The following is a 15566-nucleotide window of genomic DNA, read 5'->3' on the forward strand; positions in this document are numbered from 1 at the left end:
CCACCTGGACCGGGCTCTCCTGGGGCTTCGAGACCTCGAAGGACGTCGTGAACCGATCGGAAGGGTCCGCCCCGTTCCGGCCGTCGCGGTCCTGATCCATGAAGTTCCCGGCCGCGTCCACGATCTTCGGCCCGACGATCATCCGGTACGTGCCCACCCCGGCCGAGGAGAACGCCACGTCGAACTCGCGGCCGTCCGACCCCGGGACCGCCGAGATCGACGTGACCGACACCCCCTGCCCCGATGGGCCCGTCAGCGAGAGCAGATCCTCGGTCGTGAACGACCAGGGGAGGATCGCCTCATTGAACCGCAGGCGGACCCGATGGTCATCCCCCGGGACATACGTCGCGGCCTCGATCCGGGGGCCCTGCGTCTCGCTCGTCACCGCGCGTCCCAGGTTCAACCTGCCCTCGGTCTTGACCTGGCCCTTGAGCCCCGGCACGCGATCGACGGTCGCCAGCACCTTCGCGATCACCTGGTCGTAGGACCAGTCGGGGTGCAGGCCCCGGAGCATCGCCACGGCCCCCGTGACGTGCGGGGTCGCCATCGACGTTCCGGACATATAAGCGTACGACCCGTTGCGCACGCTGCTCAGGATCGAGACCCCCGGCGCGCCGAGGTGGACCGTGTCGATCCCGTAATTCGAGAAGCCCGCGATCTGGTCGTACGCGTTCGTGGCCGCCACCGAGATCAGGTTGTCGCTCGCGTAATTGGCCGGATAGAACGGGCTCTTGTCATTATTCAGCCCGTCGTTCCCGGCCGCGGCCACCACGATGTGGCCCTGCTCCCGCGCCGCCGCGACCGCATCGGAGAACGCGGTGTTGTAGCTCCCGCCGCCGTAGCTATGGTTCGAAACGTCTGCCCCCATCTCGACCGCATAGTTCAACGCCTTGATGGCACTGCTCGTGAAGCCTTTCCCAGACGAATTCAGCGTCTTCAACGTCATCAACTTAACGTTCCAGTTCACGCCCACGACGCCGACGGTGTTGTTCCCGACGGCCCCGATGGTCCCGGCGACGTGGGAGCCGTGGTTGTGGTCGTCCTGCACGTTCGGAGAGTTATCGACAAAATTCCAACCATGAACATCATCAACGTAATGATTGCCGTCGCTATCCTTCCCGTCGCCGCCCACTTCACTCGGATTCACCCAGAGGTTCGGCATCAGGTCGGGATGGGTGAGGTCGATCCCGGTGTCGATGACCGCCACGACGACATCGGGGCTGCCCGTCGTGACCGACCAGGCCTCGAGCGCGCCGATGTCGGCACCCGGGGTGCCCCCCACGCTCTGGCCGGTGTTGTTCAGCCCCCAGAGCGAGCCGAACCGGGGGTCGTCGGGGGCCGACGCGATCGAGACGACGTAATCCGGCTGGGCGTACAGGACCCTCGGGTCGGTCCGGGCGACGGCCAGCGCCTCCTCGACCGTGAGCCCCTCGGGCACCGGCACGGTCTGCATGCCCGGCACGAGCGAGCGCGCCAGGGCGCGGCCCGACGCCCCCTCGAGGGCATCAGGGCGATATTGAACAATAATGTGTTCATTGCTGTAGATCTCCTGGTGATCGGGGATCACCTCGGCCAGCGGCGAGGAAGCCCCGAGCGTCAGCAGAGTTCGCGATTCCAACGCCTCGAGGTGGGAAGTTCGGGGCGCAGTGCGTCGTGTGCGTCGCGGGAAGCGGTGCATGGTTGCAGAATGCCGTGATTGGAACAGGTGAATCAGTCAGGAGGAAACGAAGGGAGGGACGACGGCGACTGCGTGGTCGTAAGCCTAAGGTGGCGTACCTGGGCGGTCGTCGTCGCAATGCTCAGAACGAGCTTGGAATCGGTGATCGTCCTGAGAAAACGTCGCCCGTAGGGAGAGCGACCTCGGGAACATAACGCATCACCAACCCGCATTCCAGTGGAAAATCGGCCGCATGTTGCAGCATGTCATCAATCCTCTTCATCCGTGATAACATGCGCCTCCCGCAATCGCATGACCCCCCGTGTCACACAATCGGGATGACATAAACACAGAACCTCATGCGTGCATTTTGCGATCTTCGCGGGGATTTCCCCGCGGGATCGACCGGGGCCCGCCGCCCGCTTCCCTCCCATGGCGATCCTCGTCATAATGACCCCCCTGGACCCCGGACCGAACCCGGCCGCGCCCGCGATACCGACGCCCTCGACCACCACCATGCAGACACCCGAACTCGCGATCGCCGAACAGGCGGCTACGGCCGCCGGAGACGTCCTGCTCCGCTACCGGGAGCAGGGCATCGCGCACCGCTCCAAGGACGTCGGCAACCTCGTCACCGATGCCGACCTCGAGGCCGAGCGCACCATCGTCGACATCCTCCGCCGCGCCTTCCCCGGGCATTCCATCCTCGGAGAGGAGGAGGCGCGGCACGGCGACCTCGACGCCGAGCACCTCTGGGTGGTCGACCCGCTCGACGGCACCAACAACTTCGCCCACCAGCTGCCCCACTTCGCCGTCTCGATCGCCTACTACCGAGAAGGTAGAGCGCACTGCGGCATCGTGCGCAACCCGGTCAGCGAAGATTCCTTCACCGCCATCCGAGGGGCCGGCGCCTTCCGCAACGGACGCCCGGCCCGGGTCGCGACCCATGAACGCCTGGATCAATCCATGATCGGCGTCGGATTCTATTATGATCGCGGCGCGATGATGGAGGCGACCCTGCGGTCCATCTCCGCCCTGTTCCGGCAGAACATCCACGGCATCCGGCGCTTCGGCACCGCCGCCCTCGACCTCTGCATGGTCGGCTGCGGCCAGTTCGGGGCCTTCTTCGAGTACCAGCTCGCCCCGTGGGACTTCGCCGCCGGCCGGCTCTTCGTCGAGGAGGCCGGCGGCCGGGTCACCAATTGCCTGGGGGCGCCCCTGGGCCTGACCGTCTCCAGCGTGCTCGCCTCGAACGGGCCCCTGCACGAGGCGGTCCTGGCCATCGTCCGAGAGCACCACCCCTCGTCGGGCCCGGACTCATAAAACGAGCATGGGGAAGGATCGCGGCCGACCCCGGCAGCCCTCCCTCCCCTGCCCTCATCAGATCGTTCGCGACCGGTTGGTTCCGTGCGCCCCGCCCCGCCCTGCCCCGCGATCACTTGTGCCCGAGGGCCCCGCGGCGGAACCGATTCCCCTCGACCGACTCCCACGACTGCCGGCGAATCTCCACCGAGCCGTCGCCCACCCCCGCGGCCGGTCGCGACGGCGACGGCAGCTCGAGCGACACGGGCGAGCGGTCGGAGATCGACTGGAATCCCGAAGGCCGGCGCGACCCTCGCGTCTCCACCGAGACGTCCTCGGTCCGGGCGACCTCGCGATCGCTCCTCGGCAGCGAGAGCGACCCCGGCGAGGGGCCGGAGGCGCTCGCCCGCTCACGCGGGGGCGTCGGCGGGGGGATCGAGGCCGGCGACTGATCGGCCAGCATCATCCCCTGCGACCGGGCCAGCTCCAGCACGTCGACGACCAGGTAGCCTTCCTTCACCGGCCGCTCGAAGGTGGTATTGGCCACGAAATCGTCGGTGGGGTTCGGCTTGATGCTGCCGAGGTACATCGTCAGCTCAGCCATGTCCGGCACGGTCAGCCGCACGATGCGCGGGATCTGGATCGTCTCCGGAGCCTCGGCCCCGCCGGTCGCCGGCAGCCGGATCGTCTCGGGGCGCTCGACCCGCGCCCGGGCGATCGGTTCGCCTCGCCCCTCGGTGAACAGGCGGTGCTCGATGATCCGCTGCTCGACGACGCTCAGGACCGACTCCTTGACCATCGTCGAGCCGTTCGGCAGCCGACGCTGCTCGATCAGGGTCAACGTCGCGTCCGTCTCCCCCGGCGCGATTTCCAGATCCTCTGGCAACGGCTCCAGCCCCAGCACCTCGAAGATCCAGTCGGGACGCACCGAGGCCAGCATCGGATCCGCGAACCCTTCGGTCTGGGCATAGGAACCAACCACCATCTCATTAGAGAGGTCGTTGACGAACCAGAACTCCCTGTCATTCGAGCCGATGTCGGCCACCGCCATGCCGGGGGGCTTGCGCAGCATCACCCGTAGGTTCCTCGCCCGCTCCAGCACCATAGAACCGCCGGCCGTGCCCCCCAGCAAGGGAGAGCGATCATTGCCGTTCTGGTCGCGGAAGGTATCGATCTTGATGTTCAGGTCCGAGACCTTCAGCGCCTGGACCAACTGTGAGCGCCGCTCGTGATCCAGGGCGACCCTGCGGACCACCTCGGCGGGGTCTGGCTGGTCGGCCTGCGCCGCGGGGGCCTGCGCGAGGTCGCGTCGCAGGAAATTCCCCTGGAACGAGGATCGGCAACCGGACCCGGTCGAGACGACCAGGCCGAGCAGCAACAGGGGAACGATGGGGATTCGGAACATGAGGCCCTACCGGCGGTTCGAGGACCGAGTCGGGTCGTCGCTCGTCACACCTCGGTCGGGGGCAATCAAAGGGGCATCTCCCGGGGCCGATCTCGGCCTCGGGCGATGCGATGTCGGCGCAAAGAGCAGGACGCCCTCGGAGGGGAAACGGACGCACTACACCAGAATTATCCCACATGGGCAAGGCGAACTCGGCGATTCCCGCCCGATTCCGGTCGCCGGCGATTCCGCTCGGACCGCCTCTGCGGGTCAGTCAGACTCCGTCGAGGCTCGCCTCGGCCCGAGTTCCGGCCGATCGGCGGCCGGCAAACTCCCGCCCCCACGCCTCGCGCATCGAAAATACGGCCGATCCCCCCGCCGTGAGGGGATCGGCCGTATTCCCGGGGACCCGCCCGCCGCCATCGGACGACTCAACATCGAGTACGCCCATCGTCGCCGGGGGGCTCCTGGTCCTCCCGGGAAGTTCAGGCCAACTGGAGCGTCCGAGACCGCGGGCGAGTGCCCCCGGGTCGGGTCGCCCGGCCCCGGCGCTTCCGTGCCGAGGGCTGGGGGGTCCAGTCGTCGTGGAGTTTGCGGACGGCGCGGACCTCGATCTTCCGGACCCATTCGCGGGTCACGCCGAGGCGGAGGCCGATCTGCTTCAGGGTCATGGCGTCGTGCTCGCCGAGGCCGTAGCGGAGCGTCAGGATGGTCCGCTCCCGGTCGTCGAGCCGCGTAAACCGTTGCATCAGGTCGCGCCGGTCGTCGTCGGCCTCGAGCGACGCCCAGGGGGTCTCCCGCAGGTCGGCCATCTCGTTCAGGGTGTCCCCCTCGTCGCGATCGCCGCCGACGGGCATCAGGCGGTAGGCGATCAGCGCCTTCTCGACCATCCTCGCCTTGGCGTCCGAGAGGCCGAGCGTGACGACCAGGTGTTCGAAGCTCGCCGGCTGGCCGAATTCCTTCAAGTGCTGGCGCTCGGCCCGCCGCCATCGGGTCAGCAGCCCGACCATGTGGGCCGGCAATCGGATGGTCGCCGTGGTCGTGATCAGGGCATGGCGGATCGCCTGCTTGATCCAGTAGCTCGCATAGGTGCTGAATCGCACCTCGAACCGCGGGTCGAATTCCCTGGTGGCCCGGATCAGGCCGATGTTCCCCTCGCCGACGAGATCGTCGAGCCCCAGGCCCCTGCCCTCGAAGTCCCGGGCGATCTTGACGACCAGGCGCAGGTTGGCGCCGATCAGACGGGCCCGGGCGGCCTCGTCGCCGTCCCGGATCGCCTCGGCCAGCCTCACCTCCTCCTCGGCGGAGAGCAGGTCGTGATCGCGGATTTCCCGCAGGTAATCCCCGATCGGCGTCGCGTAGGTCTGTTCCCTGGTGCAGCATCGTCCCATCGGTGGCTGCTCCTCGCTCGCTGGTGTGTTCTCAGGAGTCCGGCCGATCAAGCTCGGCCATCCTCTCCCCGCGTCCCTGAGGTGCCCCGGGCCTGGGCCACCTCGATGCGCGGAGAGTGTTCGTTCCTTCCCTTCATCGCATGCCCGGCCGTCGCGAACGCCCCCTTGATCTGGCCTAACAAAGTCGTATCCATGCAGCCGTCATTGCCGGATCAGGGTGCTGGCGTGACTGGGCCTTACTCCTCGGGTTGCGATCGGGGGGCGGGACCGGACACCTTTCCGGAAAAAATGTGTCCGGGGATTCCCCGGCGATCGCGTTGTGCCCGCCGGGATGGCCGGATCGGGGTTTTTCGGCATCGGCCCGGCGGTCCCTGCCCACGGCTCGGAAGAATTGTGCTATTTTGAGGTGTCTTTGCCGGGCGGAACTCGTAAACTAAGAAATGACGACTCCCGAGCATCCTTCGGAGCACAGGGCTCCCGGCGGGGGGCCCTTCGATCAAGGCCCTCCCCTGCCGCGAAGCCTGTCGCGATCCGATCGGCCCGACGCCGCGGTCGGGCAGCGGAGTCGTCGAGCTGAGCCGCGACGAGACGAGCCGAGACGTCCGATCTCCCACATCCTGGGGCGAGTGGCACGATGACCGAGACCACCTTCGCCGACCTCCTCGCCCGCGCGAAAGCCGGCGACGAGCACGCTGTCAACGCCTTGCTGAACGAATTCGAGGCCGATGTCCGGCTCGCCGTCCGCCGGCAGCTGCCCCGATTGCTGCGCACCCAGTTCGACTCCATGGATTTCGTGCAGCTCGTCTGGGCGAGCGTCTTCGCCGGAGGCGGCGTCGACCCCTCCCGCTTCGAGAACCAGAACCACCTCCGGGCCTATCTCAGCGGGGTGGCCTGGAACAAGGTCCACGAGGAATACCGGCGGCGCACCCGGACCCAGAAATACAACCTCCGACGCGAGGAGCCGCTCTACGTCCGCCGCGGCAATCGCGACGAACCGCGAGAGGTCCCCTCGCCCGACCCGACCCCCAGCCAGAACCTGCAGGAGCAGGACCGCATGGACCAGCTCACCGCCGGCCGGTCGGGCTGGGAGACCGAGGCCTTCCGACTCCGCCGCGAGGGCCTGACCTTCGACGAGATCGCCCGTCGCGTCGGCGTCAACGAACGCTCGGTCCGCCGCCTCATCGACGACGCCCGCCAACGCCTGGAGCAACGGCAATGGCGATGATGCCCTCCCCCGGCCGCCCCCCCAAACCGTTCGACGCCCCCTCCGACCTGCTCTCCTCCGAGGCCAGGCGAGAGCTCGATCGCCTCCGCGTCTGGGCCGCCCCTTCCGGCTCGGCCTCGGCGTCCGGTTCGGCCTCGGCGTCCGCGTCCATTTCGAGCGCCAGCCATGCCCTCGAGACGCTCCTCGAAGACTTCACCCGGCGCTGGGAACGCGGCGAGCGCCCCCGCGCCGAGCAGTTCTTCGACCGCCTCCCGTCCGACGACCCCGAGACGCGCCTGGAGCTGATCTACCACGAGTTCTGCCTGCAATCGTCGTCCCAACGCCAACCCTCGGTCGACGACTTCCTCGCCCGGTTCCCGGACTACCGCGACCGCCTGCTCCGCCTGATCGCCCTGCAAGACGTCCTGCCGACGATCTCCTTCGGCCAGGGACAGGCCGGCAGCCCCCTGAGGCCGGGCGACGAGGTCGGCCCCTATCGCCTCCTCCGCGAGATGGGCCGCGGCGGCTTCGCCCATGTCTATCTCGCCGCCGACGCCGAGCTGGAAGACCGCCTCCTGGTCCTGAAGGTCACCGACCGCCCGTCGGCCGAGCACCGCTACCTCGCCCGCGCCCCCCACCCGCACATCGTCCCGATCCTCCGAGAACGGATCACCGACGACGGCCTGCAACTGATCTTCATGCCCTTCGTCGGCGGGGCGACCCTCGGCGAGGTCCTCGCCGAGAGCCGACAGCGGAGCCGGAAGCCGGAGCGCGGGCTCGACTTCCTGGCCGACCTCGACCTCTGCTCGGCCCCCGAGTACACCGCCGCCACCCCCGTCCGTCCGGCCCGAGAGCTGCTCGCCTCCCTCAGCTATCCCGGGGCCGTCGCCTGGGTCGTCGCCCGCCTGGCCGAGGCCCTCGACCACGCCTACCGGCGCGGGGTGATCCACGGCGACCTGAAGCCCTCGAACATCCTGATCGGCGGCGACGGCCAGCCGATGCTCTTCGACTTCAACCTCTCGACCGACTGGCAGCCGGCCGCCACCCCCCGGTCGTCGGGAGAACTGGGCGGCACGCTCGCCTACATGGCCCCCGAACGCCTCCGCGCCCTGGCCAACCCCGAGACCGCCGCCCCCCCCTGCCCCTCCGCCTGCCACCAGGCCGACGTCTACGCCCTCGGCCTGATTCTGCGGGAGGCCCTCACCGGCGACCCCCCGGCCGTCCCCTCTCCCGACGAATCCCCCCGATCGGGCCGCGCGATGGCCGCCCTGCTCGCCGCCCACCGCACCGCCGGCGACCCCGCCTCGCGCCGCCAGCTCGTCTCCATCCCCCCCGGCCTCCGCGCGATCCTCCGCCGCTGCCTCGCCCCCGACCCCTCGGACCGCTACCGCCTCGCCTCCCAGCTCGCCACCGACCTCGACTGCTGGCGCCTCGGCCTCCCCCTCAGCCACACCACCCCGCCGCTCTGGGTCGAGGCCTCCCGCTGGCTCCGCTACCACCAACGCCCCCTCCTCGCCGCGACCCTCTGCCTCACCCTCGGCCTCGTCGCCTCCGGCGCCGCCGCCATCGTCCAGGAAGACCGAGTCGCGTCGAAGCGGCAACTGACCACCACGCGGAACGCCCTGAACGAGGCCGAACACCAGAATTACTTCCGATTCGTCACCGATCCCAGTTCGAGTGCCCATTCTCTCTACACCTACCGAAGCGCCGGCATGGCCCCGCAGGATGGCCGCATCGATTTCGCGGAACGTCTACTCGGTGAATACGGCCTCCTGGACGGCGCCCACGATCACGATTTCTGGACGTCCGAAGCCATTCTTCGGCTCGACGAGCCTCATCGGTCTGATGCTCGCGCGTTGATCGTTGAGCAGGCGCTTCGCTACGGGATCGAGCTTTCCCGATCCCGCTACGCCGCTTTCCCCAGCGATCGGCAGCGGGCAGTCGATGTGCTCGACGGGATTCTCCGGCATCATCCCCTTGAGCCTTTGGAAACGACCGCCCGGCTCCTTCGCTCCCAGCTCGGACTTCCCGTCGATCCCCCGAGCCGACCGGCCTCCGCTGCCCCCCCGCGGTGGCTCGTGAGTTACCTCCGAGGAGTCCGCGCCGAAGCCCTCCGCCCCGACGAGGCCGCGGCCATGGGAATACCGACCCACCAGATCGGATTCTCCGCCGCCATCCGACACTACTCCACCGCCCTGCTCGACCGCGACGACCTCTACTGGCCTCGTGTCCGCCTCGCCGCCGCCGCCTACCAGATCGGCGACTTCGCGACCGCCCAACAGTCCTACCAACGTTGCCTCGACCTCCATCCCCAATCGGCCTTGCTCTGGCTCGGTCTGGGATCGAGCGAGTATTATCTCGGTTCTGCTCAAGAGACGACGATCGATCGATTTCGCCAATCAACCAGACTTGCCCCGAGATGGCAACCCGCTTGGGAGGCCCTTGCAACGCTCGGCGCCCGGATCGATCGGTGGGATCTCGTTCATGAATCTGTCGCCCAGGTTCGCCTCGGGGCAACTCGTGGTGACTCCGGACCCTGGCGTCGCCTTCGCCTGAACCTTGCCAGGGTAAATAGCAAAGCATCCGAGGACCTGACTGGACTCGATGCCGATTCCGTCCCCCTCTTGCTTGCTCAGGCCGCCGACGACGACTTTACCGAACTCGACCTTCGAGTCAGTGTCGCTCGTAGCCTGATGAACGACGGCAAAACGAACGAAGCAATCGCTCTGTTCTCACAAATCCTCGAACTTGAACCATCTCACATCTATTCTCGATTCACTCGGGCTGTTGGACTGCAACGTGCGGGGCGATCGGCCGAAGCCATTGAAGATTATCAGGAAGCGGTTGATGACCCAAACTTCGATGCGTTTCTCGATCAACAGCCGACCGCGCTGATGGCGTATGTCCTCCTCTCAGCCGATCAGTTTCGCGATGGGAAGTTCACAGAGTCGATGCGGCTTGCGAAAGCGGCCTCAGATCAAGCAGATCGAATCGAAAGGTATCAAGGCGAGGGCTATTACGCTCAAGCTAGAGCTTTAGCAGCCGCTTCGGACAACGATGTGACCTACCTCACCAAGAGCGCCGAAGCACTCTCGCTAGCCCGTGATTATCATCCTGGCTTTATCGAACAGCGATTTTATTCCGACCCTGTATTCGAAGGAAAGCGTGCTGAACTAGCAGAACGAATCGGCGGCATAGAATTTTGAAATACTCGATGACACGCTTTTAGAGCTGCCCGATTACGAATTAAACACATCCACCTTCTTGCGATTCTCGCCACTATTGCTCGCTATTCCAAAATCTCGAAAGGCATTCCTGAAGTATCAAAGAACACGGCCTCGCAGAACTTATTTCTGCGGGGCCGTTTATAACAAACAGAGGTTCGACTCACTCAGTACAGAGTCGGGATCAGATAGGGGCAGGCAGGCCAGGCCCGTCGTCCGTCGGAAGTTCCGGAATCGGATCGCCATTCGAGTCGGTCGGCAACGGCGGATCGACGGTCTTGCTCGCGGCCACGGTCACGTTCGAGAACGTCGCAACCTGCGCCGCGGGCATCAGGCCGAACGAAGAGGGGCTCAGGCGTCGTTCCAGGAATTCGGGGGCATAGCGGGGATTGCGAATGCGAGACATTTTTGGAAACTCTTTTGATGCGTGCGATTTTGAAGTTTAAACATGTGCGTGTCTCCTACAAGGTCGAATCGAGCGGAACCGGTCTCCGTGATCGCTGGCTCTTCCAACGATCGCGTGTCGTACGGAAATAACATCGGAAAATCGGGCAGGCTTAGTCACTTTTTCCCCAAGTTTTCCTCAAGTTTCGCCCCGGGCCGCCCGACGCCCCTCCCGGCCCCCCGATGTCGCATGTTCCCGACTGCCGGCTCCGTCTATAATTCGGGGGTCTGGTGGCCCCCGGGATCGCACCGCCAGGGGGCCGGCTGGGAGCCCGCCGGCGTCCGGGGCACCCGACTCCCGCCATCATCCGGAGGCGATCGCGCATGGCGCGGCAGGAGCGCTGCACCTTGAAGGTCGAGGGGCTCGATTGCCCGAGCGAGGTGCCCCCCATCCGCGCCGCCCTCGACGGAGCGCCCGGCGTCTCCTCGGTCGACGTCAACCCGCCCGGGGGGACCGTCGCCGTCGACTTCGACCCCGAACTGACCAACCCGGCCGACCTCGCCGGGCGCGTCACCCGCCTCGCCGGCATGGCCACCGCGCCGCTCGCCGACGACGCCCTGGCCCTCGCCCCGCCGGCCGACGCACCAGACCCCTCCTCGCCCACCTGGCTGGATCGCTGGGGCTGGACCCTCGCCTCCGGCCTCGCGCTCGCCGTCGGGGCCGCGGCCGACTGGCTCACCTGGCTCGGTCGGGCCTCCGATCACGCCGCCGGCCCCCTCGCCGTGGTGGCGATCGGCGGCTATACCGTCGCCATCCTGGCGGGCCTCGTCGAACTCTTGCCGAACGCCTGGCGGGCCCTGAAGCGCCTGCACCTGGGCATCCACCTGCTCATGACCCTCGCCATCGCCGGCGCCGTCTTGCTCGGCGAGTGGGGCGAGGCCGCCACCGTCGCCTTCCTCTTCGGCCTGGCCGAGGCCCTCGAGGCCCAGAGCCTCGCCCGCGCCCGCCGCGCCGTCCGATCGCTCCTCGCCGTCGCCCCCGAAACCGCCGAGCTGATCGAACCCGACGGCTCGACCCGCGAGGTCCCCGCCGAGCAGGTCGCCCCCGGCCGCCGGGTCCGCGTCCGGGCCGGCGAGCGCGTGCCGATCGACGGCACGATCCTCGTCGGCCGCTCGGCCGTCGATCAGAAGTCGATCACCGGCGAATCGGTCCCGGTCGACAAGGAGCCCGGCGACGAGGTCTTCGCCGGCACCGTCAACGGCGCCGGCGCGTTGGAGGTCGAGGCGACCCGCCCCCTGCGCGACTCGGTCCTCGCCCGCACGATGGCCCTCGTCCGCGACGCCCAGTCGCGCCGGATGCCCCTGGAGCGGAGCATCGAGCGCTTCTCGGCCGTCTACACCCCCATCGCCGTCGCCCTGGCGGTGGCCTTGATGTTCGTCCCCCCGCTGTTGCTCCGGGCGACCGGGCAATCGGCCGACTGGCGCGAATGGATCATGAGGGGCCTGGTCGTCCTGGTCGTCGCCTGCCCGTGCGCCCTGGTCATCGGCACTCCGGTGGCCGTCGTCAGCGCCCTGGCCAGCGCGGCGCGGAAGGGTGTGCTGGTCAAGGGGGGGCAGTTCCTCGAAGCGATCGGCCGGCTCCGCGTCCTGGCGTTCGACAAGACCGGCACCCTCACCCTCGGCGACCCGAGCGTCGTCGAGGTCGTCCCGAACGGCGCCGACGGCCCGGACGAGATGCTCCGGATCGCCGCGGCCCTCGGCGACCACGGCGGACACGTCCTCGGCCGCGCCATCGCCCGCCACGCCCGCAACCAGCAACTTTCCGTCCCCTCGGCCACCGACTACCGGGCCGAGGCCGGCCTCGGGGCCAGCGGCATGGTCGAGGCCTCGCGCTATCATATCGGCAGCCATCGTTACGTCGATCAGGCCGGGCTCTGCGACGCCGCCTTCCACGCCTCCATCGACAGCGCCGCCCAGCAGCCCGGCACCGCCGTCGTCCTCTCCACGACCGACGGCCCGCTCGGCTGGATCCGGCTCGCCGACCGCCCCCGGCCCGAGGCCGCCGAAATCCTGGCCGACCTCTCCCGCCTCGGCGTCCATTCCGTCATGCTCACCGGGGACAACGCGGCGACCGCCGCCGCCATCGCCCGGGAGCTCGGCCTGACCGACCACCGCGCCAACCTGCTCCCGGCCGACAAGGCCGAGGCCGTCCAGCAACTCGACGCCCAGCTCGGCCCGACCGGCATGGTCGGCGACGGCGTCAACGACGCCCCCGCCCTGGCCGAGGCCCGCGTCAGCGTCTCGCTCGGCGGCATCGCCAGCGCCTCGGCCCTCGAAGTCGCCGATGTCGTCCTGATGGCCGACGACCTCCGCGGCCTCCCCTGGCTCGTCCGCCACAGCCGAAGGACCCTGGCCGTCATCCGCCAGAACATCGCCCTGGCCATCGGCATCAAGGCCCTGGTCTTGCTGCTCGCCGCCATCGGCCTGGCCGACCTCTGGATGGCCATCGCCGCCGACGTCGGCACGACCCTCGTCGTCGTCGCCAACGCCATGCGGCTGCTCCGCCCCGATCCGTCCGGCCGCCGCGTCAACCCGGCGTGAACATCAGGCCGCCCCCCCCCTGCTCCTCGGCCGCGTCGAACTTCACGATCGACAGCACGAGCAAGGTGAAGCGCGCCAGGCCGCCCACCCCTTCGGGCATCACCCAGACGTAACACGAGCCGTGACGGCCGACGTAGCGGGCCGACTTCGGCACGTCCTTCTTCCCGCCGATGAAGAACCAGCCCCGGGGCACCTCGCCGGACCGGCTCACCTCGACCGAACTCAGGAGCGACCGCGTCTCCCGGTCGGTGTCACCGATCGGATCCTCGTCGTCCGAATCCCCGCCGCCCCGGCCGAATTGCCGAGCCTCGGCGATGAAGTTCGGCTCGGGCATCGGCGGGAGCCCCAGCACGCGCCGATAGACCGTCTGCAGGGCATAGAGCTGGATCGGGTCCCCCACCGCGTCGGTCCCCCATTGCAGGGCCACCTGCCGAGACCCCTGCGGGCCGTACGTCTCGATCCCCAATCCGCCCCCCTCGAACGTCGAGAACCCGCCCCCCTGCTGCCCGATGCCGACCCTGTCCTGGATCTGGACCGTCCCGTCCCGCACCCGGACGTGCCAGGGAAGGGTCGTCGGCTCGTCGGCGAACATGGCGATGTTGTTCAGCACGATCTGATAGACGATCGTCTGGAAGCTGTTCGCCGTCAGCACGGTGCTCATGCTCAACTGCTGGTGCGCGCAGCCGCCGACCAGCACCGCCAGCACCGCGACGAGCCCGCCGAGACGCAGGCCCGACCCCCGCCGCCGCATTCGACTCCGGGTCACGGCCATCAGTTCGCGTCCCTCGACGGCCGCCCGCCGACCGGCGCGCCGCCCCCCGTCGGGGCCTTCGGCAGGCCACCGCTCGGCGGCCGGGGGGTCGTCGATTCGACCATGCCCTCGACCAGCAACATCCCCTCCATCGCCGTCTCGGCGTTCCGCAGCTCCTCGTACTCCAGGAACAGTTTCTCGACACCGTCCGCGTAGGCCCCCAGCGCCGACTGGACCCGAGAGAAGCTCGCCTCCTCCGCCTCGAACTCGTCGCGGTAGATCTCGAACGCCCGCAGCGCCCTCGGCACGATCTCGTCCTCATACCGCGTGACGTTGGCCACGCTCGTCAGATACTGGTTGAACCGCCTCGCCAGCCGTTGCTCGACCGACAGCCGCACGCGGTCGAGGTTCCGGCGGATGTCGGCCAGCGCGTGACGGGCCGTGAGGATGTTCCCCTGGTTCCGGTCCCAGATCGGCAAATCGACATACACGCGGAGAATCCCGAGCGTGTCGTCGTTCGACAGGTCGTGGGCCGCCCCGCCCCGGAGGATCAGGTCGGGGATCGGCTCGACCTCCTCGCGCCTCAGGTCCCGTTGCGCCCGCAGGATCCGCAGCTCGGCAATCTTGATCTCCGGGCTGCCTTCCTGCAGGTACGCCAGCGCCTCCTCCCACGAGACCGGCCCCGGCCGCCGCTCCAGGTCCCCCGACAACCAGACCGGCTCCATGTCCGGAACCCCGAGATACGCCCGAAGTTCTCGCCACGAGTTCTGATACCGGTCCTCCAACTGCTCCCGATTCAATCGCATGGAAGTCGCGTCGTTCTCCGCCAGCAGCAGATCCGCCTCCGACGCATGGCCGCTCTCGACCTTCGCCCGGGTCAGCTCCACCACCTCATCCGCCATCCGAACCAGACCGGCCCGGGCGTCCAGCAACCGCTGCTGCGCCAGAATCTGCCAGCAGCGGAGCCGGACCCCGTTGACCACCCGATACTGCTGCTCGACCAGGGACCACCGCGCAATCGCGACGTCCACCTCGTATCGCGACCGATTGACCCGCACCTTGCCCCCGGTGACGATCGGCTGCTGGATAAACCCGCCCTGGGTCCCCATCGTCCCGTCCGCCCCGAGGCTCTGCGAGTTCCAGACGGCGATCGGGTTCGGATACCTCCCGGCCTGATCGACGTTGCCCAGCGCCTGGCCGATCCGCTCGGCCGCCTGCGCCAGGGTCGGATTCGACTGCAAGGCGATCTGTTCCAGCTCGGCGACCGTCATGCCCCCCGCCTCGGCCGGGGCCGCGGGCCCGGTCCTCGCTTCCATCGGCCGAGCGTCCGGCAACGGTGGCAGGTCGCTCGGCGGCCCAACCTGCCCAACGACCAGAGCGAGCCAGAGGATCGTCACACGTCATCTCCACCCAAGGGTTCAAACACGCATCGCTCGCGATCCCTCGCCGATCGGCCGAGAAACGCCGCCGACGATGCCGATTCGTCGGTTTGTATCGGTCGCGCCGCCGCGCGATCCTGAAGCAAACCCATCGTTCTGACCCTGGTTCGTTTTCCTTCTCCTCCGTTTACCACCCCAGGCGCGTCGGCCCCACGATTCTGACCGCGTTCCCCCACGGGTCGATCACCCCCGACGCCCGTTCCCGTCCTCATTTCCCGAACAAAAAGTG

The 15566-nt window shown here is 68.2% G+C and carries 10 protein-coding genes; 4 read left to right on the forward strand and 6 right to left on the reverse strand.

Going from position 1 to position 15566, the window contains the following annotated elements; all coding sequences use genetic code 11:
* On the reverse strand, window positions 1-1618 hold a 1618-nt coding region (locus AB1L88_RS24470; protein WP_367099330.1), incomplete at its 3' end, for a S8 family peptidase.
* Between the two features lie 555 nt (window positions 1619-2173).
* On the opposite strand from AB1L88_RS24470, the gene AB1L88_RS24475 reads away from it, so the two are divergent.
* Window positions 2174-2980 (forward strand): inositol monophosphatase family protein, encoded by an 807-nt coding sequence (locus tag AB1L88_RS24475; RefSeq protein ID WP_367099331.1) that lies wholly within the window; start codon window positions 2174-2176, stop codon window positions 2978-2980.
* Window positions 2981-3092: 112 nt separating this feature from the next.
* Here the strand turns inward: AB1L88_RS24475 and AB1L88_RS24480 are convergent, their stop codons facing one another.
* Both AB1L88_RS24480 and AB1L88_RS24485 read right to left on the reverse strand, forming a co-directional pair.
* Window positions 3093-4364 carry a hypothetical protein gene (locus tag AB1L88_RS24480; RefSeq protein WP_367099332.1) on the reverse strand — a complete coding sequence of 424 codons (1272 nt, stop codon included), beginning with the start codon at window positions 4362-4364 and terminating at the stop codon, window positions 3093-3095.
* A 464-nt stretch (window positions 4365-4828) separates the two neighbouring features.
* Complete coding sequence (locus tag AB1L88_RS24485; protein WP_367099333.1) at window positions 4829-5734, reverse strand: RNA polymerase sigma factor RpoD/SigA; 906 nt, start codon at window positions 5732-5734, stop codon at window positions 4829-4831.
* 634 nt (window positions 5735-6368) lie between these two features.
* Between AB1L88_RS24485 and AB1L88_RS24490 the strand changes: the two genes are divergently transcribed.
* Together AB1L88_RS24490 and AB1L88_RS24495 are read left to right on the forward strand one after the other, a co-directional pair.
* Window positions 6369-6959, forward strand: a complete 591-nt coding sequence (locus AB1L88_RS24490; RefSeq protein ID WP_367099334.1) for an RNA polymerase sigma factor — start codon at window positions 6369-6371, stop codon at window positions 6957-6959.
* Window positions 6950-10144, forward strand: a complete 3195-nt coding sequence (locus AB1L88_RS24495; RefSeq protein ID WP_367099335.1) for a protein kinase — start codon at window positions 6950-6952, stop codon at window positions 10142-10144. The genes AB1L88_RS24490 and AB1L88_RS24495 overlap by 10 nt, the downstream gene beginning before the upstream one ends.
* Before the next feature lie 202 nt (window positions 10145-10346).
* Here the strand turns inward: AB1L88_RS24495 and AB1L88_RS24500 are convergent, their stop codons facing one another.
* Window positions 10347-10568, reverse strand: coding sequence for a hypothetical protein (locus AB1L88_RS24500; protein ID WP_367099336.1), 222 nt, complete (start codon window positions 10566-10568; stop codon window positions 10347-10349).
* A gap of 362 nt (window positions 10569-10930) precedes the next feature.
* Between AB1L88_RS24500 and AB1L88_RS24505 the strand changes: the two genes are divergently transcribed.
* The gene (locus AB1L88_RS24505; protein ID WP_367099337.1) at window positions 10931-13147 is read left to right on the forward strand and encodes a heavy metal translocating P-type ATPase; all 2217 of its coding nucleotides are present in this window, start codon (window positions 10931-10933) and stop codon (window positions 13145-13147) included.
* Here the strand turns inward: AB1L88_RS24505 and AB1L88_RS24510 are convergent.
* Both AB1L88_RS24510 and AB1L88_RS24515 read right to left on the reverse strand, forming a co-directional pair.
* Window positions 13134-13919 carry a hypothetical protein gene (locus AB1L88_RS24510; RefSeq protein WP_367099338.1) on the reverse strand — a complete coding sequence of 262 codons (786 nt, stop codon included), beginning with the start codon at window positions 13917-13919 and terminating at the stop codon, window positions 13134-13136. The two genes, AB1L88_RS24505 and AB1L88_RS24510, sit on opposite strands and share 14 nt — an antisense overlap.
* Entirely contained in the window at window positions 13919-15214 is a 1296-nt protein-coding gene (locus AB1L88_RS24515) for a TolC family protein (protein WP_367099339.1), read from the reverse strand. Before AB1L88_RS24515 ends, AB1L88_RS24510 begins: the two co-directional genes overlap by 1 nt.
* Window positions 15215-15566 lie beyond the last annotated feature (352 nt).

The organism is Tautonia sp. JC769 (assembly GCF_040717455.1).
Taxonomy (GTDB): Bacteria; Planctomycetota; Planctomycetia; order Isosphaerales; family Isosphaeraceae; genus Tautonia.